Source organism: Psychrobacter sp. UBA3068, from assembly GCF_002366815.1.
GTDB classification, from domain to species: Bacteria; Pseudomonadota; Gammaproteobacteria; order Pseudomonadales; family Moraxellaceae; genus Psychrobacter; species Psychrobacter namhaensis.
The window spans coordinates 100641-126177 of the sequence record NZ_DFBY01000041.1 but is presented as its reverse complement, the minus strand read 5'-3'; the positions used below and the strand labels follow the sequence as shown (position 1 = coordinate 126177).

Below are 25537 nucleotides of genomic sequence, written 5' to 3'. Positions count from 1 at the left end.
CTGGCAAGGTAAAAAGCGAACCAACGTTATTGGGGCTCTGTATGAAAAGATGTTGTTTGCGCTTGATTACTTTGAGACAAATATGAACAGCTGCATATTCTACGATTGGTGCAAACAAACACTGGTCCCAAGTCTTAAAACAAAATGCGTGATTGTCATGGATAATGCTCGATTTCATAAGAATAAGCGTATTCAAAAGCTACTGAACAGGCATGGTCATCGTATTTTATGGTTGCCGCCGTACAGCCCAGACTTAAACCCTATCGAGAAAAAATGGGCTCAGGTGAAGTTTCTACGCCAAGGCTGGATGGAGAATGATTTATCCAAATTGTTTTATGATATTTGTCCAAGGCATAACAGTTTTATTTTAAACTGACTATATACTTGTAGAATTAAGCAGGAGAAATAATAATTATTATTTATTGACTTCTTTGTCTATGAGGTTGTTACATACAAGAAAATAAGTTTTGAGAATTTTGTTTTTAGATTTTATAAAGATAATTTCCCTAAAAAATTCAAAGGTAGAAAAAGTTTAATAAGTGAAAGTAGAGCTAATAAAGAAATTGAATCAAATGGTTATATTAAAGTGGTAATAGAGATAGAAGCTAAGTCTGAAACTATTGCTGCTAATAAGGCAATGAAAGCTCTTGATATTTTGCGTAGTTTTTTCTGTATACAGTGTAATAGTTTTTCAGAAATTATTGGTAATGAGTTTGAGTCAATTAATAAAATTCGTTTAGGAGAGTTTCATACATTACACAATGCATCAGGAAATGTTTTTGAAAATTCATTTTGGTACGATACTAGCTGTTCTAAAGCCAAAGTATATGTTTTTAGAGATGAAAGAAATACTGTTAAAAATGTCAGAAACATAGTTAATATTTTTTCTAAATTCGATAAGCAATATAAAAGTATTATATCTGATAGTATGCTGAGATTTGTTCGTGCTTTTGATGAAAAAAATCAAAATATTGCTATCTTGAGAGCTTGGGGAGCATTAGAGGCTCTAGCAGCACCGAATGAGAGTAATTGTGATTCTGTAACTACGCGGTGTGCATTCATTTTTGAAGAGTATGAATATCATAAACAGATACTTGAGCACCTGAGGGAGTATCGAAACCGAAATGTTCATGCTGGACAAGAAAGTGAAATGGCTAAGACTTATGGATTTCAAATTCAAAAATATTTTAAACAACTATTTTTATTTCATATCAGACAGCAAGGTAATTTCAAATCTATAGATGAGGCTAACAAGTTTTTAGATTTACCAGCGGATAAAGACAAGATATTACATTTGCAGAGTATTGTAGAAAAATCTATTAGCTTTAGAGGGTATGGATAAACTTTTGAATTGAAAGTTTAACCTATCATCCATTGGTATCAGTGGTTTTATGAAATATATTGAAATAACATATAAACTATATAACTTTATCGATAGTTTCACCTTGTTTACTATATTTTAATATATGACACCCACCAAAGAGAACACCTATGACCACTTCAAAAGTAACCTATCAAGGCGATTTGCGTACTACCGCCATACATTTACAATCAAACAATGAAATTATCACTGATGCGCCGACTGACAATCAAGGCAAAGGTGAGGCGTTTTCACCGACTGATTTATTAGCGACTAGCTTAGCCAGTTGTATGCTGACCATTATCGGTATCAAAGCGCGGGAGATGGATATCGATATCGCAGGTACTACGAGCGAGGTGACCAAAGTCATGGCCGCTGATCCAAGACGGGTTAGTGAGATACATGTTACTATTACTTTTAATCAAGAATTAGATGACAAGACGCAAAAAATATTCTATAACACGGCGCTGACTTGTCCAGTTGCAAAAAGCATCCATCCTGACATTATCCAAAAATTGACTGTTAATTCTAAGAGCTATTAATTCTAAAGCTAACAAATCTAAGAACTACTAATTTCAGAAAATAGTAACCTTTTAATGGTGATTGATATGGCTACCAAAACCTTACTTATTGTCGCTCACGCACCGTCGCCTAATACCAAAAAATTGGCAGAAGCAGCTTACAATGGGGTCAATCATCCTAATATAGATATCAATGTCATTCTAAAATCACCGCAGGATACACAGCCCGACGACGTACTCGCAGCCGATGCACTATTATTAGGCACGACTGAGAATCTCGCGTATATGGCAGGGCTCACCAAGGACTTCTTTGATCGCTGTTACTATCCTGTACTAGAAGAAAAGCAAGGCATGCCATTTGCCTTGTACATTCGCGCAGGCCAAGATGGTACAGGTACCAAACTTGCGATGAAAACAATTACGACTGGGCTGCGTTGGGAGTGGATTCAAGAGGCGCTGATTTTACAAGGGGAGTGGCAAGAGGTATTTGCCGAGCAAGTCGAAGAGCTGGCCATGACACTAGCCGCAGGAGTAGAGGCTGGGATTTACTAGCATTAATGTTATGCGTTGTCTAATACTGCCAACGTTGTCTTTATTTATGGGTGGGATCAGTGCAAAGATTCAATTTGGGTAATACAGATGTAGAGCCGCGGGAGACACTGCCATTTTCTCAAGCTTGTGAGAATAATAAAGAGGCCATCTTAGCGGTATTAAAAACCGTACTGGCATCGTCTGCGCACGTCTTGGAGGTGGGATCAGGAACCGGGCAACACAGTGTGTACTTTGCACCGCATCTGCCACATTTGCAGTGGCAAACCAGTGATTTGGACAGCAATCACACGACTATCCGAGCTTGGCACAATGCCTATCCATCGACTAATTTGTCTCTGCCGTTGTCGCTTGATCTGGCAAAAAGCGATTTGCCTGTTAGCGTTACCCAGCCGTTGCCTTATGACGCTATTTTTACGGCCAATACCCTACATATTATTACTTGGCCATTGGTTGAGCGGTTATTTGCGCTAGCGGGTGACACATTGCCCATATATGGAAAGTTGATAGTATATGGCCCATTTAACGAAAAGGGACGCTATACCAGTGATAGCAATGCTCAGTTTGATCAATTGCTACAGCAACGAAACGCTGGTAGCGCTATTCGTGACAAAGAAGCGGTTATAGCATTGGCTGATAGTCACTATCTAACGCTAGTCGCAACTCATGCTATGCCTGCTAACAATCAACTGTTGGTATTTGAAAAGGTAGCTACCTAGTATTAAAACTCAGCTGTATTAAGTCTCTCATCGTACCTACTTTTTATTGATAAAAAGCACCGGCACCATAGCTTACATAGAACTGCTACAGTACCTGTGCTTCGTAAACATCACTATTTACCTTAGATAGAGTCAAGAAGTCTCTTATTTGTTAGGGTACTCATTCGCTAAAAAATCTAAATAACGGTTCCATGAGCGCTTATCCGCCCGAGCGTCGTATCTGTCGCTACCAAACACAGTAAAGGCGTGGGGCGCACCGCTATAGGTGATCATCTCATGAGGCACCTTGGCCGCCTCTAACGTCTTGCCTAAAGTCGCAAAGCTCTCTAAGGATACAGAGTCATCAGCAGAGCCATGGAACACCAAAATCTCTCCAGTAGTCTGATCATAACTTTGACCCGTTGGAATATCAAAGGCACCGTGGAAAGGGACAAAGGCTTTTTGCGGGAACCCTGAACGTGCTAGCTCTAACGCAACGGTACCCCCAAAACAGTATCCCATGGTAACGCCTTTACGCACATCATTACCTTGTAGTCGTCCTGCATTCAACGCTCCCTCTAGCAAGCGCCGCATTTTGCTGCGATCGTCATATAATGCGCCGGTTAGGCGTTTATTTTCCTCAACAGAAGTGGGGCGGATTCCTTGTCCAAACATGTCTGCCGCTAGGACGTTGTAGCCTTCAGTCGCTAGCATCTCAGCGCGTTTGCGTTCATAGTCTGTGAGTCCATCCCAATCATGAATCAGTAAAATAAAAGGGGCGTTGGGCTTATCCGCTTTGGCGTAATAGCCTTCGTATGCTTGGTCATCCACAGTATAGGTAACATTTTTGGTTGTAATGGCAGCAGCCGTTTGGCTGACGGTCAATGCCATCATGCTCACTGCAGCACTGATGATCAAAGAGGAGTAAGCACTTTTAGAGAGAAAACGCGGTGTTGATAACATAGTCGGTAGCCTTATGGTTTTATAAAAAAGATAAATATATGGCTAAAAACTATGTCCATTTTATTTATCAACGATGATTAGCACGTGTCCTCACTATGAATCATTTAGAAGATTATCGATTAAATGGAGAACACGGCCTAATTGCTCATAAAATCATACCGTAAAGAATAACTACATTACAAGATGCGATTGTTAAAGGTTATACGTCATTAAAAAACGTAACGTTCGCTTAATCCATGAATGTGTGCAAAGTTTAACCAAAAATCAACAAGGTTCACTATATAAAAAACTGAAATTTTGGTTAGTATAAGTCGCAGGCCTATTATTTCTTTTTGTTTTAATAATTGGTAACGCTGGAAGCACAGATAATAAAAGACATGTGAAGTCACAACTATCTCAAAGGATACTAAATCTGTGTGAGCACATTTTTGATGGTCTCAAAAAGACTATTTTACTCATTAGTAAGGATATTTTATGAAAAAGAATCTTGATCATAACGACCCCGCTAAAAATATGAATACGGAGCGTGGGAATGGAGGTGAACCTCACCAGCGTGCTGAAGGTGACACTCAAGTGTTAACCACGCAGCAAGGTGTGCCTATCTCTGACAATCAAAATTCTCTAAAAGCCGGAGACCGTGGTCCAACGCTGTTAGAAGATTTTGCCTTACGTGAAAAAATTACCCATTTTGACCATGAGCGTATCCCTGAACGTGTCGTTCATGCTAGAGGTAGTGCGGCTCATGGCTATTTTGAGCTGACCGAATCACTGGCAGAGTACACAACGGCCAATATCCTAACTGAAACTGGTAAGCAAACTCCGGTCTTTACCCGTTTCTCAACGGTAGCTGGTAATAAAGGCTCAAAAGATACACCGCGCGATGTGCGTGGTTTTTCCACTAAGTTCTATACGGACGAAGGCAACTGGGATTTAGTGGCTAACAACATGCCTATTTTCTTTATTCAAGACGCTATTAAATTTCCAGATCTCATTCATGCAGTAAAACCAGAGCCAGATCGCGGATTTCCACAAGCCGCCTCTGCCCATGACACATTTTGGGATTTTGTCTCTTTAACCCCTGAAACCATGCACAACGTTATTTGGCTGATGAGCGACCGTGCGTTACCACGTAGTTTTAGTATGATGGAAGGTTTTAGTATTCATAGTTTCCGTTTGATCAACAAAGAAGGTAAAAGTACGTTTGTACGTTTCCATTGGAAGCCAGTAGCAGGCGTGCAATCACTCATTTGGGATGAAGCGGTTAAAATTTCTGGCGCTGACCCTGATTATAATCGCCGAGATTTATTTGAAGCGATTGAAGCGGGTGATTACCCAGAATGGCAATTGGGCGTTCAGCTCTTCACTGAAGAAGAAGCCGATAAGTTCCCATTTGACCACTTAGATGCAACCAAGCTGATTCCAGAAGAGACCGTACCAGTGAAGATTATCGGTAAGCTGGTACTGAACCGTTATCCTGATAATTTCTTTGCAGAAACTGAACAAGTAGCGTTCTGTCCATCGCACGTACCACCAGGTATCGATTTCAGTAACGATCCTCTATTACAAGGTCGTCTGTTTAGTTATTTAGATACGCAGTTATCACGTTTGGGTTCACCAAACTTTGCGCAGATTCCAATCAATGCGCCGAAGTGTCCGTTTGCCAACAACCAAAAAGACGGTCATATGCAAATGCGAGTGCCAAAGACGCGTGCTTTATATGATCCACAGAGTCTAGATCCAGAAAGACCCCGTGAAAGTGAAGAGAAAGGCTTTAAATCGTTTGATGAACAACTGGATGATGGTGTTAAAGGTCGCGTAAGAGCAGAGAGCTTTGCCGATCACTATAGTCAACCGCGCATGTTCTATCGTAGTCAAACGCCAGCAGAGCAAGCCCATATCGCCACCGCTTATACCTTTGAGCTCAGTAAAGTAGATACACCACATGTACGTACACGTATGCTTGGACACTTGCGTCAGATCGATGAAGAGTTGGCTTCTCGCGTGGCTAAAGCGCTGGGTATGGAATTACCAGAACCTGCTAATGCTGCGGCACCTGTGCAAGATTTGGCTTTATCAAAACCCCTTCAAACGATTGGAAGAACACCTAAAACCTTACAAGGTCGCATGATTGGTATCTTGGTCGCAGAAGGCTCAAAACATAGCGAAATTAAGAAGTTTGAAGAAGCTGCTATGAAAGAGGGCGCACGAGTCAAGATTGTTGCACCTAACAAAGAAGTAGCGTTAGATGATGGTACGCGTATCCAAGCTGATGAGCGGGTATCAGGCGGACCGTCAGTGTTTTTTGATGCTGTCGTGAGCATTATTATGCCGGATCGAGCCAAAAAAATGGCCAAAGACAGTGCTACGTTAGATTGGTTTAATGATGCTTATGTGCATTGTAAAGCGATTGCCTATTGCGGTGCGACGGATGAGTTTATCTTAAGTAAACTACCAGTTAAAAAAGATGCTTTCGTTACGCCACTGGCTGAACTAGACAGCTTTATTGATAATGCCAAACAGCGTTTATGGGAGCGTGAACCAAAGGTACGTGATTTGGCATAAGCGTTGTCTAACCCAACTTTACTCTTATCAAAAAAAACTCAGCCTAAGTGCTGAGTTTTTTTACGGATCAAAATACATGATAAGAGTAAAAACGATAGTCACAAGCGTTCACTGAAAAGGATTTATTTTGTACTGATCAACGCTATACTAAAAATACAAATATAAGCCAGTCAGGGATGATGAATGAGTTCATGTGAAATTGTACGCTTAGAAGGATATATTCAAAGCACCTACCTTGCTGTGTATCCCGATAAGATATTATTGCTGGATGGTGGCTGTCGCCCTGATGTCGCGATGGTGCTAGACTATATCAGACTTACTTTGCAAAGACCGATAACGGACTTAAAAGTAGTGGTAGTCACTCACATGCACCCTGATCATGCAGGCGGTGCCCATAAATTTAGAGAAAAAACAGGCTGTCTGATTGTATCCGCAGACAAGTCGCGTCAGTGGTACAGTGGTCTTGGTGGACGTGCCATGCACTTTGTGGATATGAATCTTGCTAACTACGTGGCAAGACGTCAAGGTCGATCTCTCACAAATCTATATTATCCAGCACACCTCAAACCCGATGTTAGGGTTACAGAGGGTGAGTGTGTGCCAGAATTTGCGGACTGGCAGATACTTGAGACGCCAGGACATACTGACCGTGATCTCTCTTTGTTTCACGTAACAAGTCGGCAGGTATACACGGCTGATTTGATTATTAAGCTGCGACATAAATTCGTTGCCCCTTTTCCCATTTATGACCCTAAAGTTTATATTAAGTCGCTACAAAAAATCAGAGACTTAAAACCTTCGATGGTGATGATGGCACATGGCGGTGAGCTGGCGATAGATGAGGCAACTTTTGATAAGCTGATCGCCCAAGCGCCTAAGCATCCCCGTACGATTAAAGATACCATTAAGCATAAGCTGCTGTGGCGCAAAGATGCTGACTTTAGCGTTTTTAAAAGACGCCGTAAAAAATAAAATAAAGCAACAAACAGAAAAAAGCCCAGTCACTATGTGATAGTGACTGGGCTTTCTAAATATGGTGGGCCGACCGCGACTCGAACGCGGGACCAATTGATTAAAAGTCAACTGCTCTACCAACTGAGCTATCGGCCCTGAGAAATATAAAAAAGCAGTGCTTTTTTAGCTTCGCAAGATAAACTTCCTTAAAGGGAGGTTTATTGAAACTAGACATTTAAACAATGTCTTAAAAACTTTAATTTATCCTGTTAATGCCGAGTAGGGCAGAACACATGATAAACATCATACTAAATATGGTGGGCCGACCGCGACTCGAACGCGGGACCAATTGATTAAAAGTCAACTGCTCTACCAACTGAGCTATCGGCCCTGAGAAGCGTTAAAAAATTGTATGACAATTTTAGCTTCGCAAGATAAATTTCCTTAAAGGGAAATTTATTAAAACTAGACATCTAAACAATGTCTTAAAACTTAATGCTTTATATACTGAGTTATCAATAATAAAAGAGACAGTAAGCTTGCTTCAGCGTTTAAAGAGTTTGTATCCCTAAACGTGAGAGCACATTATATATATTATTATGACAATTACAACCCCGTATTATAAAAAAAGTGCAAATCTCACGTAAAAACCTGTCTTTTTTTTAAATTTCGTTATTAAATCTCTTTTAAGCGCTTATATTTGGATCAAATGCGTTAGTCATTAGCAGCTAGTCTCTGGAAAGTGCTTCAACGGGATCCAATTTTGCGGCATTACGGGCAGGCAAGAAACCAAAAATAACACCAATCAAAGTTGAGCAGACAAACGCGGCAATGATAGAGGTCGGTGAGTAAATAACTTTGAAACTATCACCGCCAACACGATTGATTAATTCGCCAACGGCAAAGGCCAAGCCAATCCCAATTAAGCCTCCTAAAATACACACCAAAACGGCTTCAATTAAAAACTGCTGCATGATATCGCTTTGGCGTGCACCGACGGCCATACGCACCCCAATCTCGTTGGTGCGTTCGGTCACTGATACCAGCATGATATTCATCACACCGATACCGCCGACCACTAAAGAGATGATAGCGATGGAGGAGATTAACAAAGTCATTGCCGTTGTAGTAGATTCAATGGTTTGGCGAATAGAGTCTGAGTTGCGTATACGAAAATCATCGGTGCCGTGGCGACTTTCCATCAACTGAGAGATGGCAGACTCAGCGGCTGAAGAAGATATGTTGTCATTAATGAGGGCGACAAAACTTTCAATATTATTGCTGCCTTTGATACGCGACATCATCGTGGTATACGGCATATAGAGGGTCGGTGAATCAACGCTTCTACCAAAGCCACCATCATTGGGCGCAAGGACACCAATCACCCGACCTGGGACGCTGCCTATTAATAAAACCTCCCCGATGGGATTGGCATTGTCGGGAAAAAAGGTTTTTTTGGCATTGTCGTCGATAATAATGTCTTGCGTACGGCGTAACACACTTTGCTCATCAAAACCTTGGCCCTGAACCAAGGTCTCACCACTGACACTAAGATAATCTTGACCGACACCACTGACGCTAGCCGCTTCTTGTATGTTGCGATAGCGCACATTTAGATTGGCATCAAGCTGAGGACTCACACTGATGACATAGGGCTGGTCTGCGATCGCCTGAGCGTCTTGTGGGGTTAAGTTTTCATCATTGTACTGGCGTCTTGGATCGCCATAAGGATAGCCGTCACTGACGGTAATGGTGTTGGTGCCAAGAGAGCTGATATTGGTCAGGATTTGCGCCTGTGAGCCTTTGCCTAGCCCTACGACTGATACGACTGATGCGATACCGATAATAATACCAAGCATGGTCAAAAGGGTGCGCATTTTATGAGCACGCATCGCCAGTAAAGACATTTTAAACGCTTCAAGCAGGCGATCGATAAAGCTACTAAAGGCGCTTTTGCGATTATTGTCTAAAATGGGCTCAGGTTGTATGTGGGTTTGCTGATAATGGTCGTTTTTATAATCGGCAATCACGTAGCCGTCTTTGAGCTCAATCACACGCTCGGCTTGCGCGGCAAGTTTTGGGTCGTGCGTGACCATGATGATGGTATGACCTTGATTGTTTAGGTCATGCAATATCTTCATAACATCGTCGCCAGACTTGCTATCAAGCGCCCCCGTGGGCTCATCTGCTAAGATAATATCACCACCGTTCATGAGCGCACGCGCAATAGACACACGCTGCTGCTGCCCACCTGAGAGCTGATTAGGACGGTTGTGGATTTTGTCTGCTAATCCTAAATCTGCTAACAGTTTTTCGGCGCGTTCGCTACGAGTTTGTCCATCCATACCAGCATACACCGCAGGGACAGAGACGTTGTCTTGGGCGCTAATATCGCCAAGCAAGTGATAACGCTGAAAAATAAAACCAAAATGCTCACGGCGTAGCTTGGCCAGCTCATCAGCGTCTAAGCGATTGACTGACTGTCCGTATATTTTGTATTCACCCGCAGTGGCTTGATCCAAGCAGCCTAAGATATTCATTAGGGTTGACTTACCAGAACCGGACTGACCGATGATAGCAACCATCTCGCCTTGATTGATGGTTAGGTCGATATCATGGAGCACGCGAATGGTTTGCTCACCTGCTTTAAACTCTCTGATTAGTCCTTTGACCTGCATCAATGGCACGTCTGCTGCAATACTAGGGCTTGGGTCTTTGGTACTCATTTACGCTGCTGCCTATATCAATACTGCTTATACAATTGCTGTTACAAAAAGTGAGAAAACGTTTATGTATTAAGGTACATGCACAAAGGTGAAAGCACAGTTTTTGTATTTAAGGATTAAAACGGTCTACCACCTTTGGGACCTTGTCCTTTCGCCGCACTCTCTTCGCTTAGTATCACCTCATCACCTTTGTTGAGACCGCTTAAGATTTCTACATTGACGCGGTTGTTAATACCCGTTTTCACGATTTGTTCAACCACTGAGCCATTCGCTTTTAAAACGCGAACTTTAGCCATTTTTGTGTTTGGATCATCGTTAGTGGCGGCTGTCTTTTGGGGCTTATCAAGGGGCTGCAGGGCAGCGGCAGGGATTAGTAAGGCATCTTTTGCTTGATTGATGACGATGTAAACCTGAGCCGTCATATCAATACGAAAGCGCCGATCGGTATTGGGCACCTCAATATAACCGACGTAATAAATAGCAGCGTCGGTTGAGCTGGTGTCGCTAATCTGTTCAGGGGCCGGCTCAATTGCTTTGAGTACAGCGTCAAATTTTTGATCAGGATTACCAATGATGTTGAAATAGACTGGCATACCAGCGCTGACATTGATGACGTCTGCTTCAGAAATTTGAGCGTTGATACGGACAGTGGATAAGTCTGCTAACGTCACGATAGTGGGGGCCGTTTGATTGGCGTTGACGGTGGTGCCTTGCTCGGTGGTAATCGATACCACCGTACCTGATATTGGGGCACGGATCGTGGTGTAACTGAGGTCTTCTTCAGCAGTGCTCACGTTGGTTTGCGATTTGCGTAAAGCGGCTTGCTGACTTTTGATATTGGCCTCGGTAGTAGCAATGGCGGCCTTAGCGGTATCGATAGCAGCACGGGCATTGGCAACGGCGGCTTTTGCGGTTTCAACGCTAGTCGCTTGCGTGTCATACTCTTGCTGAGAGATAGCATCGATAGCGACTAGGTCTTGCAAACGAGCAAAATCTGCCTGTGCTTGTTTCAGCTCGGACCGACGACTGGCAAGGTCGGCATAGGCGCTCTTTAAGCTGGCTTGGCGGCTTAACGATTCTGCTTGAGCGCTTTGTATCGCCGCTTGGCTTTGCTCAAGGCTGGCGCGTTCATTGCTTAAGTTATTTTTTTGTGTGACTTGATCGATTTGGGCAATCAGATCGCCTTGCTGTACCTCATCACCAACTTCAACATAGAGGCGTTTCACTTCCCCTGAGACCTGAGCACCGACATCGACCGTGTTTAGCGCTTTGACTTTGCCAGACGCCATCACATTATTTTCGATATCGCCAATCTCAGCCGTTGCCGTTAAGTAGTTGGGGGTGGTTTCTTTGGGTTTTAAGAAAGTATAGGCTAGTGCCCCTAGTGCTACGACAATTAAGGCGACGACTCCCCATTTAACAGCAGGTTTTTTGCTCATTTTGCGCATGACAACTATCCAATCACAATTAAATCAAGTGTAGCTATAGTAGAGGCTTCATAGACAAAAGGGAATGGTAATTAGTTTAAGAAAGGTTAAGGCAACGTCGGGGCGGTAAAAATATAGAAATGGGGTTGATGCTAACTCACAGGCAGAGAAAATACAGTCAGTTGAAAATAAAATCGATACATTGATATCATCGTGCGAATGGGAAAGAGGGCTGCACTTATCGTTTATTAAATAAACGTTTACCCGCTAATTCAAGCGCTGCCTGTAATAATAACTCCCACGCGGGCTGGCGAATAAGACCTTTGATTGCTTGGTCACAGCGATACAGCAAGGCCGGCCATTCAGCAGTTTGCGCTTTTGATTGCCTGCGGCACGCTTGTTGGTACAAACCTTGTTTGCTGCGCCAAATCCCGAGTGCTTGGGGGTCTTGACCGTCCATTAACTGCATAATTTGACGCATGTCTTTGCTGATTGCCCACAAAACCAAGGTGGTGGGTTCATCGGTGGCTTTTAGTTGAAACACAATTTTGGCAACTTGGGCGCTGTTACCTGCCAGCATGGCATCCGACAAATCGAACACACTAAATTGAGCATCACTGACCAGCGCGGCTTGTAAGTCTTTAATGTCCAGCGCCACGTTTGTCGTAGGCGGTGTAAGCGGACTCGTCTCCTGTCTCGAGTCATCACGGTTGCCGACTAGCTGCGGGGCAAACAAATAAGACAGCCGCCATAGTGTCTGATAAGCACTAAGTAAATGGTGCTCGGTATGTGACATCAGCAACTGCCAAGCATCTTGAGACAGCTTTAAACCAAACTGCTGCGCTTGTATCTGTAACAGTTGCTGGCGCTGCTGCTCGTTGTACAGGTTGCAGTCAATGACATGACCATATTGAGCAAAAGGAGCAAACCACTTGCTGCTCTGACTGCGCTTATCTTGTTTGGGTGTGAGCCATAATAAACTATGACTGTGCGCTCCTGTTTGGGCGTCTTGCGCAAAGCGCGTAAGCTCGGCAATGACCGCTTTATCAGGTTTGTGATTACCCGTCACAATTAAGGCACTGGCATCGTCAAATAAAGACTGACTCCCCAGCTCTGACAGTACCTCTTGCCAGCTCTTAACCGATATCAGCTCTATACGCTTGATCGCGTAATTCTGCGCCCGCCAATGTGGCCGCATGGCATCGATAAGCCACTGACTCAGTAATGGCTCATCACCATGCGCTAGCCACAAACCAGCGACCGCAACGGAGGGTTGCAGCAGCTTTGGATAGGCCTTTATAAAAGTATCTTGCATAGAGTGGGGGTACACAGATTGGTGAGCGTGTCATACCAATCTCAAAAATATGATGAGCGCTGTCAAACTCGTTTAGCCTACTAAAAGTAGGGCTGACATGCGCTTTTTGGCTGCTCAAATTTTTGAAAATGGCATCATTTAATAATAGTATTGATCAAATACTAGGGCTTTGGCATCACTACGACCGTAGGAGCCGTCTCTTTACTCATCTGCACAGCGTTATGTGTGGCAGGTGGGACTTTAGGTAGAGAGATAGCGACATATTGATCCGTGATACGGCGAGCCAAACTGTCATACAGCCAATCGCGAATCTGATCGCCTTGCTGATCATCGGTACTAACCGACGCTTCATTGTACTGATAACTACGCTCGACTTGGATAGCGTTGGTCAGCGTAACCGGTTTGCCGTTTTCTATCGTTTGATAGCTGACATCCGCTGATAAGACCAAGCGGATTTCTGTCAACACCCCGACCAGCTCATAACGTTTAAAACGCACGTTGCTGACCTTGATGGCAGCAATCGGTTCAGCGCCCGCTTGTTGATTGTTACTAGCAACATTGGCTGTCGTCATATTTTCAATGACATCGACACCTAAAGTTTCTAGGCGCTGTGTTAAGGGCAGTTTAAGCGGAAAGGAGGTGCGATTGTCTTCGATAATCACCGCTGTTTTGGCGACGTTAAGCAGCATCGGAGCATCATAGCCCCGCAGCTGAAAGCCGCAACCACTCAGACCAGCCGTTGCCCCCAGCACCGCAAACATGGGTAGGGCCGCCAGTAGCGCTGTCGCTAGTTTTGATCCACCTGATTGGTGAGCAAAATGGCTGAGTTTGCTTAATCTGGTTTGACGTGACTGCCCAGCTCGACGCTTATACGACATAATCGCTATCCTCATTTATAGAAGGCTTAGAGTCCTAAGCCTAAAAGTCTTCGCCTAAGACACTTAGCCTGCAACCACGATATTAACCAATTTGTTAGGAACAACGATTTCTTTTTTGATCTCGCCTGTCAGGAATTTTGCCACTCCTTCCATTGTCCGCGCTTGCGCTTTTAACTGTTCTGGATCACTGTTTGGTGCCACATCCATCTTACCACGCATTTTACCATTGACCTGTACCACCATCGTGATCGTGTCCTGTACAAGCGCACTCTCATCGACAGCTGGGTAGTTCAATGTTAATGTATCAAGCCCTAGCTGCTCAAGTAAATGCTCACCGACGTGCGGGGCGTATACCGATAGCATAATCAGCAAATCGACCAAGGCTTCGTGTTGTACTTGCAGGTCTTGCTCATTATTGGCTTTAAAGCCGGATAGCTCATTGGCAAGCTCCATGAGGCTAGAGACTGGCGTGTTCAATGCCAAACGATCACCCAAATCATTATCAATCTTGGCAATGGTCTGATGCGTCTTACGACGTAAGTTTTTGGCTTCTTTGCTTAAACCGTCTGTACTTAAGGCGTCATTGTTTAGCGACTCTACGCTTAAATTTGCAGCAGTAAGCGCTTGCATGTGATCGCTTGCAATGCGCCACACTTTTTTCACAAAGTTATAAGGGCCTTTTAGGGCATCATCTGACCATTCTAGCGTTTGGTCAGCAGGGGCCGTAAACAAAGTGTATAAACGCACCGTGTCCGCGCCATACTTATCGATGGTTATTTGCGGATCAACGCCATTGTTTTTTGACTTAGACATTTTTTCGATTTTACCAATCGTTACAGGCTTACCATCTAGCTTTAGTATGGCTTTGATCGGTTGGCCGCGCTCGTTGTAATCAATATCGATGTCTTCTGCAAAATAATACGTGGTACTGCCATCCGCATTGACGCGGTAAAAAGTACCAGCGAGTACCATGCCTTGAGTCATGAGATTGGCAAATGGCTCATCACCAGTGACTAAGTTCTCATCACGCATGAGCTTGTGGAAGAAGCGTGCATATAATAGGTGCATTACAGCGTGCTCCACACCGCCCACATATTGATCGACAGGCAACCACTTATTGGCAGCAGACTTGTTGACCATGTTTTGTGCATCGTCTGGGCTGGCAAAGCGTGCGTAATACCAGCTCGACTCAACAAAGGTGTCAAAGGTATCGGTTTCACGCTCAGCGGGATTGCCGCATTTAGGGCAAGTGGTGTTGACAAACTCTGGGATATTTTTGAGTGGATTACCACGGCCATCAGGGACAACGTCAGTCGGTAAGACAACCGGCAAATCTTGCTCTTCCACAGGTACCGTGCCGCAATGCTCACAGTTGATCATTGGGATAGGGCAACCCCAATAACGCTGGCGCGATACACCCCAGTCGCGCAGACGGTACTGGATTTTTTTCTTTGCCAACTCTTGTGGCTCAAGTTTGGCCAGCATTGCCTCAAACGCTTGCTCAAAGTCCAATCCGTCAAAATCACCTGAGTTGACCAGGGTATTCCGTTCGGTGTAAGCAAGATTGGCCTGAGTATCATTTGCCTTGGCGTCTGCTGCTACCTCATCAAAATAACCGTTCGGAATATCGATCACTTGTTTAATAGGGAGGTTGTATTTGGTCGCAAATTCATAATCGCGCTCATCATGAGCAGGTACTGCCATGACCGCGCCTGAGCCATAGCTCATGAGTACATAGTTGGCAACCCAAACAGGCACTTCTTCGCCAGTCAGTGGGTGCGTCACGGTGAGACCTGTGTCCATACCGATTTTTTCGGCTTTGGCCAGATCAGCTTCCGCCACTGAGCCTTTTTTGCAAAGGGTACAGAACTGCGCAATCACATCATCTTTTTCAGAGGCGTATTGCGCAAGTGGATGCTCTGCCGCGACCGCAACATACGTCACGCCCATCAAGGTGTCAGGACGAGTGGTAAACACATCTAGGGTATTTTTTTCACCCGCAAGCTCATAAGGGAAGTGGACTTCCATACCAGCACTACGGCCAATCCAGTTGCGCTGCATGGTCAGCACCTCTGATGGCCAATGGCCTTCTAGTTGGTCCAAATCATCCAATAGCTCATCGGCATAATCGGTGATGTTAAAGTAATACATAGGGATGTCGCGTTTTTCGACGGCAGCACCACTACGCCAGCCTTTACCGTCGATGACTTGCTCATTGGCTAAAACCGTATTGTCCACCGGATCCCAGTTAACCGTGGCAAGTTTTTTATAGACTAGGCCCTTTTTGTACAGTTGTAAAAAGAGCCACTGTTCCCACTGATAATACTCAGGACTACAAGTAGCAAACTCGCGTGACCAATCGATTGATAGACCCAGCAATTTGAGCTGTGCGCGCATGTTGTCGATATTGGCAAACGTCCACGCGGCAGGCGGCGTTTGGTTGGCAATCGCAGCGTTTTCTGCTGGCAAGCCAAAGCCGTCCCAGCCCATTGGCTGCATGACTTCATAGCCTTTTAGGCGGTAATAACGGCTCAACACATCAGAGATGGTGTAGTTACGCACATGGCCCATATGCAGCTTGCCGCTTGGATAAGGGAACATAGACAGCATATAACGACTTGGTTTGTCGCTTGGCTCATTACCCACTTCAAAGCGCTTGTCTGTTGCCCATTTGGTTTGCTGCGCCGCTTCAATCAGCTGCGGTTGGTACTGGGCATTCACATCAGAGTGGTCGTTAGAAGTATTATTGGTAATGTCATTAGCATTGTTAGTATTAGATTGGTCTGCTGTCACGGCGTTGCTCATAGTCGGCTCGGAATTGGTTAATACAGATAAAAATAGGTGGAATTTGACAATGCCATAGCATAGCGCAAATTGGCAAAAATTGCGACGATATGATGTGGTTGCTTATGAGGTTTATGGCAGAAAAAGGCCTTAGAAATGATAGACTGTCTCTATTTATCCAGCCTTGGGTATAATAAGACAGACAATGATCATTGACGAGGAACTTATATGACCATCACCATTTACGGTATTAAATCTTGTAGCACGATGAAAAAAGCGGTTACCAAGCTAGACGAGTTAGGCATCCCTTATGATTTTCACGATTATAAAAAACAAGGCATCGACAAAGACACGCTACAACGCTGGGTGGATGAGTTGGGTATTGATAAAGTACTCAATAAGCGCGGCACGACATGGCGCAAGTTAGAGGACAGCCAAAAGCAAGCAGCTGATGCCAGTGTGTACAACGCAATAGACTTATTAGTCGCAAACACCAGTATGATTAAACGTCCGATTGTAGAAGGACAAATCGAAGACAAAAACCAAGGTCAGCCAATATTGTTGTGCGGCTTTGATGAAGCCAAGTTTGCTACCACTTTTTTATAACTTTTATAAAAGAACATCATGATAAGCATGACAAAGCCCGAGCTAGTAGCCTCTTAGCTCGGGCTTTATCACGCCTACAACAAACCAAATGACGCTGGCAAGCCAAACAATGAGTACGTACAGACGGATTTGTTCTGCGCTCCAATCTAGGGCAAACCACTCAATGAGAAAAAATGACTTCCAACCCTCGACCCATTTTGCGCCGCCATAACCAATAATCCACCAGCAATACAGGCTTTCTAGGATAAAGATTAGACACCATAGCCACAGCGCCATTGTTTGCTCCTAAAGCAAGGCTGCATCCAAGTCGCGACTGATGAGCGTGCCAACCCCTTCATTGGTGAAAATCTCCAGCAAGGTGGCATGAGGCACGCGGCCATCGACAATAACGGCACTTTTGACACCGCTACGTACCGCATCAAGCGCACACTGGATTTTGGGAATCATACCGCCTGATATCGTGCCGTCTTCAATTAAGCTGTCGACTTTCTTTGGCGTGAGTCCAGTCACCACCTCGCCGTCACGCCCTAACACCCCTTTGATATTGGTCAGTAGCATGAGCTTTTCTGCTTGTAAAAATTCAGCCACTTTACCAGCGACTAGATCAGCATTGATATTATAAGTGTTGCCTTCACTATCAACACCAAGCGGGGCGATCACTGGGATAAAGTTGGATGAGATTAGCATGTTAATCACGTCTTTATTGACGCTAACGACGTCACCCACGAACCCTAAGTCGACGGGCACCGCCACCCCATCTGCGCCGATTTTTTCCATCATCAACTTTTTGGCCGTAATCAAGTTGGCATCTTTGCCCGTTAGACCGATGGCGCGGCCACCGTGCTTATTGATTAAGCTCACGATAGATTTGTTGACGCTACCACCCAACACCATCTCGACGATATCCATGGTGCTTTTGTCGGTGACGCGCATCCCATCAATACGGTCTGACTGACGGCCCAGCTCTTTTAACAAGTTATCAACTTGTGGTCCGCCGCCATGGACGACCACAGGATGCATACCTACGGTTTTTAGCAAGACGATGTCGCGGGCAAACGAGCTCTCAAGCGCAGGGTCAGTCATGGCATTGCCACCGTATTTGACCACAATCAACTTATCGACAAAGCGCTGAATGTAGGGTAGAGCGGTGGTCAATACTTCAGCGGTAATTTTGGCATCATCTAAGTTAAGCGTCATTACAAACTCCTAAAGGACAGGGTTAAATGGATGGGTGGTTTGGGCACAGTGTTTGCGAAGTGTAAGCAAAACATATTCCAGTAGCACGAGGATATGAACGTATCGATTTTACTTTTAACGGATTATAGAGTTAGGTCACTATAAAAGAGACACCGCTCGACTGCTATCAATTTTTCTTGGAAGCGTTTTGGCGCGGTCTACTCTGCAGGAATAGCGACAATTTGCTCTGCCAGTTTTTTATCAAATGGCCGACACAAAGTGGCAAATGTCGCTTGAACCGCTTTGAGATCTGTTAAGCTGTTGCCCGCAAAGCGTGCGGTCAAATGATGGCTGGTATTTGATTGACGCACCACCCCAAAACCATGCGCAAAATCCAAACGCACGCCATCGATACAGCTTAGCTTTGTTCCGACTGGCAGCAACCGTCTCGCTTGCTCGAGCGTCAAGTGTTGTCTGTGCGCTGAACAGTGGCAAAGCGGGGGTGAACACGCGTTCAGCAAGTCAAAGTCATGGCTCGAATCCACTGATTGGGCCGCTTCCACGAGCTGGCGTAGATACTGACAAAGTCGGGCCAACTGCTCTATGATTGAACAATCTGTCGGTCTCGTCTTTGGCACTGGTAGATAGTGGTCAGCGGTACTCACCATATCAGGTAACGTGTGAGTAATGTCCGCTAGTACTTTTTTACCCCCGTGCTCGTCAGCAGCTGATAACCAGTGCAGCAGTCGCAATGCGGCATACATGGCGTCATCATAAACGATAAAGCGGCGGTCGTTAAATATAAAATGCCCTGAGAATTCCCCAGCAAAAATAATTTGACTGGGAGACTGCTGCATCTGTTGACGCATAAAGCTGCTACCCGTCTTACTGACCACGGGCACTGTACCAAGCTCAGACAGTAGCTTTGGCAAATGATGAGAGCATTTAATATCAAAAAGGATTTGCGAGGTAAGTTGTGAATCAGCTAAAGCGTCAGGACAGGCGGACAGTGCTACTTGGGCTAACAAGTAAAGCAGGTGATCAGGCATGACCACTTTACCGTTGTTATCCACCACCATCAAACGATCGCCATCTCCGTCAAAGGCTATCCCTATATCGGCTTGATGAGCAACAACGCTCTGCTGTAATGGTATAAGACGGTGAGGTTCGGTAGGATCGGGATTGCCAGCGGGGAAATTGCCGTCTGGTGTGTCGTTGAGCATAATAACTTGACGGCAAAAACGCTCAAACAAACGCTGAGCGACATTGCTGGTCGCCCCATGCATACAATCAATCACTACCACTAAGTCAAGTTTGGCAGATGAGTAGTAAGTATCCTTAGGGTGCTGTTTATGGATTGGATAGATTTGCTCAAACACTTGGGCAATGGCATCAATATAAGCTGTTGCGACTTGCTCGTGAGGTAAGACAGTCTGATGGCCGGTCACAGGCACAGCAGTGTCTATGCAAGGCGTACGGTGTTCTAGCTTCACTTTTTGCTTATCGCTTGGATGATGGGCAGCGCTATCTACTAATTGCTGATACAGCATCTGGATATCGGTGCCGCTTGGGGAGCGATGGTCTATTAACCACTTGATTCCTAAAATGTCTTTGGCAGAATGACTGGCCGTCACGATAATGCCATGACCCTGATATTGCTCTGCCCAAAAAACCATCATTGGGGTGGTCACTAGGTTTAGTTGGACCACGTGTAAGCCATGCTGAGTCAATATATCAGCCAACCTATGAGCGATAACGTCACTACCGCAGCGCACATCATAGCCGATCACGATGATGGTTCTTTTAGAGTTAATAGTTTTAGAGTGAACAGTTTTAGAGCCAACAGTTGGCGTCAGTGAGCGGCTGTTGGCAGAGACGTCTTTTGAACCGCAGTTTTGCTGATGATAAAGCTGGGCAAAGGCAAGGCCCAATGCTGTTACAAAACGAGCAGTAAAATGCTGGCGTGACCCACGAATATCATAAGCACGAAATAAGCATTGCTGCGCAGCAAAAGACGGCATTGCTTATTCTCCTTACTATCATGATTAATATTATCGTGAACAATGTTGTCGTGGTTATTGATACCGCTACTCATACAACTTGAGTGTTAACTTTAATAATTGTCAATGGCGATGTCTATCTAATCACCGCTACTACTTAGCAGCGACTACTGACGTCCTGAATGGCCAAAGCCGCCAGCACCGCGAACGCTTTCATCACTAAATTCTGAGACGACCTCAAACTCAGGACGAGCGACCGGCACCACGATATACTGAGCCATGCGATCGCTTGGATTGAGGATAAAGTCTTCGTTGCTGCGATTCCAAATACTGACCATGAGCTCACCTTGATAGTCCGCATCAATCAGCCCAACCAAGTTACCCAAGACGATACCGTGCTTATGACCGAGACCTGAGCGCGGCAAAATCATACCCGCATAATTAGGGTCTTGGATATAAACGGCGAGGCCGGTGCCGATTAAGTGTGTGGCACCCGCTTTAATCGTCAAAGGCTCATCGATACAAGCCCGCAAGTCAATACCTGCACTACCATCAGTGGCGCGAGTAGGAAGAGAAAACGCTTTATCTTCGGTGATTTTAGGGTTTAAGACTTTCACTTGTACAGCTTGCATAACGCACTCACTTAACGATTTAATGGTTTTATAAATAGAACAAATTTAACTTTTTAATACAAATGGATAGTATGTTTTTAAGGCAAAAGCAAGCCTCTGTTTTTAGACTACTGTTTTTAGATTACGGTCTTTAGACTACAGTATCAGCACACTTGCTAAGCCCAAGAAAGACATAAAGCCGACAATATCCGTCACGGTGGTTAGGATAACCGAGGCGGATAACGCAGGGTCAATATTCATACGTTTTAGCAACAAAGGAATACTAATACCCGAGACGTTCGCTGCCGTCATATTAATGGCAATGGCAAAACCGATGACCGCACTGATTTTAATGTCATGAAACCACAATTGGGCGATAAACGCCATGATTATCGCCCATATGATACCGTTTATCGCGCCAACCCACAGCTCTTTATTGAGTAGCCACAAGCGGTTGGAGCCCCCGATTTGACCCATGGCCATACCGCGGATCACAACAGTGAGCGTCTGCGACCCTGCAATACCGCCCATGCTCGCGACCACGGGCATGAGTATCGCCAGCGCCACCACTTGCGCTAATACGGCTTCAAACTGCCCAATCACCGCAGCGGCTAAAAGGGCAGTACACAAATTAATGCCCAACCAAACACTCCGACTTTTTGCGCTGGTCAAAATAGGCGCAAACAGCTCTTCATCTTGACTGACACCAGCTAGGTTTTTCATGGTGCTGTCGACATCATCTTGGATAATCTCCATGATGTCCTCACCATTTAATTGACCCACCAACTCGCCATAGCTATTAATAACGGGCGCAAAGCGAATGTCTTCTGACCGGAAAATCGCGGCGGCATCTTGAATGTCTAAGCGATCATTAATAGTGACGGCCGTATCAATCAGCTCTGAGACTAAGGTGCTTTGGTCGTGTTTAATTAAGTCAACCAGACTCAGTAGTCCGAGTAACTGCTGGCTTTGATCGACCACCAACAGCTCTTGGCTCTCATCATCGAGTAATTCATCATTTTCTCGGAGCCAGTTTTGTACTTCAGCCAGACTCACACTGTCGCTTACCTGAATCAGGTCAGGATCCATATAACTACCAACCTCCCAGTCGGCATAGGTGTCGAGCTTATTCACCTGAACGCGAATATCTTCATCCAAAGTGGCCATGACTGAGGAACGTACGCTCTCGGTCACGGTATCCAAAATCTCAGAGATGTCTTGAGCATCAAGGTCTTGGGTAAATAAGGAGATTTCCTTGGAGGAGATGTTTTCCATCAGTGGCTGACGGGTATCAAACTCTAGCTCAGCGAGCACCTCACCCTTTATGTTTTCAGGCACTTGCGCCCAAATCAACAGACGATTTTGGGTAGGAAAAGACTCTAGCAGGTTGGCAATTTCATACTCTGACTGCCGTTCTAAAAATTCAGTAATCGCCTCATAAGCCTTATCAGCAACCAGCCCCTGTAAGTACAGGAGCTTATATTCGGCGCTATATTCCGCCGGATTATAGTCTCCCGGTAGCACTGATGGTCGTTCCTGATCGGGCGTAGAGCTAGGCATAAAGGTTCCAGAGTTTTTAAAAGGTACAAAGTTTTTAACAGAGGTAATAAGGGCAAAGCCTAAAATGTTTGACTAAGCCATAAGCCGCCAATTGACTTTTGACTTTGCGATCAAGCACTGAGCCGAACGCTAGCGTTTACCCAATAATGCTCGAATATTGGCCAAATACTCATCAGCGACTTTTTCAGGGTCTTTGGTGGCTTTTTTCTTTTTCGCTTTAGCTGGCCAGTCAATATGATCTTCTGGCAGCTCCTCTAAGAAACGTGACTCTGAGGTAACGCGCATTTGACCACCCGCACGGCGCTGGGTGGCGAGCGTCAAGGTTAGCTCACGGCGCGCACGGGTAATACCCACATACATCAAACGCCGCTCTTCTTCGACCGTTTCGCTCAAGATAGAGTTGCGATGCGGTAGCATCTCCTCCTCAAGCCCCATGATATAAACGTAATCAAACTCTAGGCCTTTTGCCGCATGCAAGGTCATCAGATTGACTTTATTGGTATTCTCTTCTTCTTGTTGTTGCTCGAGCATATCAAGTAATACCAACTTACGAATAATAGTATCAATCGTCCGATCTTCGTCTTCTTCTGCGCGATTGATCAACGACTGAATGCTGGTATAGAGCATATCGATATTATCGATGCGGTTTTTTTCTTGTTGCGGCGTTTTGGCATCACTACGGACAAAGTCAATATAACCCGTCTCATCGATCATCTGACGCACAATAGGCACAGGGTCGGGGTGTTGATCGAGCTCACGCGTATAGTGTTCAATAAACTCACCAAACTCTTTTATCGTGCCGTAAGCCTTGGATGGCAAAACATGCGTCAAGCCAGCATGGGTGCACGACGCCAGTAGCGAGATGCTGTGCTCTTGAGCAAACAAGCCTAATTTCTCAAGCGTAGCAGGACCCATGCCGCGCTTTGGCGTGTTAATAATCCGCAAAAATGCACTGTCGTCTTCAGGATTCAAAATCAGACGCAGATAGCCCATGATGTCTTTGATTTCACTACGCGCAAAAAACGACTGACCGCCGGATAACTTATAAGGCACTTGTAGCTGACGCAATTGCGCCTCTAACATACGTGCCTGAAAGTTACTGCGATAAAGGACGGCGTATTGCTCCCATTCGTTACCAAAACGCAGTTTATGAGTGACGATTTCTTTGGCCACACGCTCGGACTCATCATCGTCGTTACGACAGTTAATAATGCGGATTTTTTCGCCTTGGCCTTTATCTGACCACAGTTTTTTCTCAAACAAATGCTCATTGTTGAGAATGACCGCGTTGGCCGAGGTCAAAATACGCGTGGTTGAGCGGTAATTTTGCTCAAGCATGACGATTTTGAGCTTTGGAAAATCTTCTTTGAGTAGCGCCATGTTTTCAGGCTTGGCGCCGCGCCACGCATAGATAGATTGGTCGTCGTCACCCACGACCGTAAAACGCCCCTGCGGCCCGACCAAATACTTAATCATTTCATACTGAGCGGTGTTGGTATCTTGATACTCATCGACGAGCAGATAGCGGATACGGTTTTGCCATTTGTCACGCAACTGCGCATTTTCACGCAGTATTTTCGTTGGCAATACAATCAAGTCATCAAAATCAACTGCGTTATACGCACGCAAATTACGCTCGTATAGGGCATAAAGGGTGGCAAAAATCATGTCTTCAGGATCGTCTAACGTTTCCATTGCCTGATCAGGCTCAATCAAATCGTTTTTCCAATCCGAAATCATCTTGATCGCTTTACCCACCAGCTCACGACTCTCAGCGCCGCTCAAATTATCGCGCATCATCAGCTCCATGAGCAAACGCTTGCTGTCGTCGCTGTCCATGATAGAAAAGTTACCTTTAAGCGGGGTATGAATCAGCTCGTAGCGTAAAAACTGTAGGCCAAATTGGTGAAAGGTGGACACGGTCAGTCCACGCATTTTTTCGCTTGGCAACAGTTTGCTGACACGGGCTTTCATCTCGCGTGCCGCTTTGTTGGTAAAGGTCACGGCAGTGATGCGCTCCGCTGGCATCTCGCACTCTTCGATAAGATAGGCAATCTTGCGCGTAATCACTGAGGTCTTACCGGAACCTGCACCTGCTAGCACAAGCAATGGCCCGGATACGTAAAGCATGGCCTCGGTTTGTTTGGGATTAAGTTGACTCATAACGTGACCTGTAAGACAAAAGCAAAAAAGTGGGGTGCGCTGATAACATCATAGCTAAATGCAGGCGGCGTGTATCATTAAAATGGATATCGTGACGTTTTTAATAAAAAATCACATCATAAGGGTAAGAGGATTTGTGACTCAACGACAATATAATGATAGTAAGCCATTGAATTTAGGTTGGCTATTATAAAGCAAAAACCGTGACTTTGGGGAGGAGTTGGGTGCTGAATCCGTGCGTTAAAGCCGCCGTTTGAGGTCTTAGAAAATAAGGAAAACCGCTACTGCAACCGCTAGGGGCTAAAAGTGCGGATTTGGGGTTAATATAAGGTAACGTCTATATCATAACTTATGGTAAAAAAAACACATTTTTTTTGCAGATAAAGTGACCGTTCAATACAGTTAAAAACTAGCTTTTGGGCGCTGATATGCGTATAGTACGTAAATAATTTATGCCAGTTGTCACGTCATGATTGACCACGTGTAATGAGCTATTAAATCAATTAAGTAAACCTCGGATATGATATTGATTTAATACGTTGATCTTACGTTGTTAGGAGATGCGTTAGGCGACCAGCCTTTTATCCGCGCATACCGGAATATCTACAGTTGGTCACGTCTGACATCGTCGTCAATAAGCTTGATAATTGGTTGTTACCAGCACAGACCCTAAAATAGTAACTT

20 protein-coding genes and 2 tRNA genes are annotated in these 25537 nt (G+C 44.9%); 8 read left to right on the top strand and 14 right to left on the bottom strand.

Annotated features, from left to right (window positions below; translation table 11 throughout):
• The 5 genes from B2P60_RS09865 to B2P60_RS09845 form a co-directional block, all read left to right on the top strand.
• On the top strand, window positions 1–376 hold a 376-nt coding region (locus B2P60_RS09865; RefSeq protein ID WP_286741121.1), incomplete at its 5' end, for a transposase.
• 210 nt (window positions 377–586) lie between these two features.
• Window positions 587–1342 carry a hypothetical protein gene (locus tag B2P60_RS09860; protein ID WP_286741120.1) on the top strand — a complete coding sequence of 252 codons (756 nt, stop codon included), beginning with the start codon at window positions 587–589 and terminating at the stop codon, window positions 1340–1342.
• Between the two features lie 149 nt (window positions 1343–1491).
• Window positions 1492–1902: an OsmC family protein gene (locus B2P60_RS09855; RefSeq protein WP_286741118.1), complete on the top strand. Its 411-nt coding sequence runs from the start codon at window positions 1492–1494 to the stop codon at window positions 1900–1902.
• Between the two features lie 66 nt (window positions 1903–1968).
• On the top strand, window positions 1969–2433 hold the full coding sequence (locus B2P60_RS09850; RefSeq protein ID WP_286741116.1) for a flavodoxin family protein: 465 nt from the start codon (window positions 1969–1971) through the stop codon (window positions 2431–2433).
• A 74-nt stretch (window positions 2434–2507) separates the two neighbouring features.
• A complete protein-coding gene (locus B2P60_RS09845; protein WP_269062846.1) occupies window positions 2508–3149 on the top strand; it encodes a DUF938 domain-containing protein in 642 nt (213 codons plus the stop codon).
• Between the two features lie 144 nt (window positions 3150–3293).
• Here the strand turns inward: B2P60_RS09845 and B2P60_RS09840 are convergent, their stop codons facing one another.
• Window positions 3294–4091 carry a dienelactone hydrolase family protein gene (locus B2P60_RS09840; RefSeq protein WP_286741106.1) on the bottom strand — a complete coding sequence of 266 codons (798 nt, stop codon included), beginning with the start codon at window positions 4089–4091 and terminating at the stop codon, window positions 3294–3296.
• A 474-nt stretch (window positions 4092–4565) separates the two neighbouring features.
• Here B2P60_RS09840 and B2P60_RS09835 point away from each other — a divergent pair, with 474 nt between their 5' ends.
• Together B2P60_RS09835 and B2P60_RS09830 are read left to right on the top strand one after the other, a co-directional pair.
• On the top strand, window positions 4566–6653 hold the full coding sequence (locus B2P60_RS09835) for a catalase (RefSeq protein ID WP_286741103.1): 2088 nt from the start codon (window positions 4566–4568) through the stop codon (window positions 6651–6653).
• A gap of 183 nt (window positions 6654–6836) precedes the next feature.
• Complete coding sequence (locus tag B2P60_RS09830) at window positions 6837–7625, top strand: MBL fold metallo-hydrolase (RefSeq protein WP_286741102.1); 789 nt, start codon at window positions 6837–6839, stop codon at window positions 7623–7625.
• Between the two features lie 62 nt (window positions 7626–7687).
• Here the strand turns inward: B2P60_RS09830 and B2P60_RS09825 are convergent.
• The 7 genes from B2P60_RS09825 to leuS form a co-directional block, all read right to left on the bottom strand.
• Window positions 7688–7763 (bottom strand) — tRNA-Lys (locus tag B2P60_RS09825).
• Between the two features lie 159 nt (window positions 7764–7922).
• A tRNA-Lys gene (locus B2P60_RS09820) sits at window positions 7923–7998 on the bottom strand.
• Window positions 7999–8335: 337 nt separating this feature from the next.
• The gene (locus B2P60_RS09815) at window positions 8336–10333 is read right to left on the bottom strand and encodes a MacB family efflux pump subunit (RefSeq protein ID WP_286741099.1); all 1998 of its coding nucleotides are present in this window, start codon (window positions 10331–10333) and stop codon (window positions 8336–8338) included.
• A 116-nt stretch (window positions 10334–10449) separates the two neighbouring features.
• Entirely contained in the window at window positions 10450–11781 is a 1332-nt protein-coding gene (locus B2P60_RS09810; RefSeq protein WP_286741097.1) for an efflux RND transporter periplasmic adaptor subunit, read from the bottom strand.
• Between the two features lie 217 nt (window positions 11782–11998).
• Entirely contained in the window at window positions 11999–13075 is a 1077-nt protein-coding gene (gene holA, locus B2P60_RS09805; RefSeq protein ID WP_286741096.1) for a DNA polymerase III subunit delta, read from the bottom strand.
• A gap of 161 nt (window positions 13076–13236) precedes the next feature.
• A complete protein-coding gene (locus B2P60_RS09800; RefSeq protein WP_286741093.1) occupies window positions 13237–13953 on the bottom strand; it encodes a hypothetical protein in 717 nt (238 codons plus the stop codon).
• Between the two features lie 63 nt (window positions 13954–14016).
• Window positions 14017–16758, bottom strand: a complete 2742-nt coding sequence (leuS, locus tag B2P60_RS09795; protein WP_286741090.1) for a leucine--tRNA ligase — start codon at window positions 16756–16758, stop codon at window positions 14017–14019.
• Between the two features lie 207 nt (window positions 16759–16965).
• On the opposite strand from leuS, the gene B2P60_RS09790 reads away from it, so the two are divergent.
• Window positions 16966–17343, top strand: a complete 378-nt coding sequence (locus tag B2P60_RS09790) for a Spx/MgsR family RNA polymerase-binding regulatory protein (protein WP_286741086.1) — start codon at window positions 16966–16968, stop codon at window positions 17341–17343.
• Window positions 17344–17385: 42 nt separating this feature from the next.
• Here B2P60_RS09790 and B2P60_RS09785 read toward each other — a convergent pair whose 3' ends face one another.
• From B2P60_RS09785 to B2P60_RS09760, 6 genes are all read right to left on the bottom strand, one after another.
• Window positions 17386–17619 (bottom strand): hypothetical protein, encoded by a 234-nt coding sequence (locus B2P60_RS09785; RefSeq protein ID WP_286741083.1) that lies wholly within the window; start codon window positions 17617–17619, stop codon window positions 17386–17388.
• Window positions 17620–17628: 9 nt separating this feature from the next.
• Window positions 17629–18540: an acetylglutamate kinase gene (gene argB, locus B2P60_RS09780; protein WP_193005612.1), complete on the bottom strand. Its 912-nt coding sequence runs from the start codon at window positions 18538–18540 to the stop codon at window positions 17629–17631.
• 197 nt (window positions 18541–18737) lie between these two features.
• Window positions 18738–20540 (bottom strand): phosphomannomutase, encoded by a 1803-nt coding sequence (locus tag B2P60_RS09775; protein WP_286741081.1) that lies wholly within the window; start codon window positions 20538–20540, stop codon window positions 18738–18740.
• Between the two features lie 146 nt (window positions 20541–20686).
• Window positions 20687–21151 (bottom strand): dUTP diphosphatase, encoded by a 465-nt coding sequence (gene dut, locus B2P60_RS09770; RefSeq protein ID WP_230710624.1) that lies wholly within the window; start codon window positions 21149–21151, stop codon window positions 20687–20689.
• A gap of 135 nt (window positions 21152–21286) precedes the next feature.
• Window positions 21287–22690: a magnesium transporter gene (gene mgtE / locus B2P60_RS09765; RefSeq protein WP_198335148.1), complete on the bottom strand. Its 1404-nt coding sequence runs from the start codon at window positions 22688–22690 to the stop codon at window positions 21287–21289.
• Window positions 22691–22819: 129 nt separating this feature from the next.
• Window positions 22820–24853 carry a UvrD-helicase domain-containing protein gene (locus B2P60_RS09760; protein WP_286741076.1) on the bottom strand — a complete coding sequence of 678 codons (2034 nt, stop codon included), beginning with the start codon at window positions 24851–24853 and terminating at the stop codon, window positions 22820–22822.
• Window positions 24854–25537: the final 684 nt, after the last annotated feature.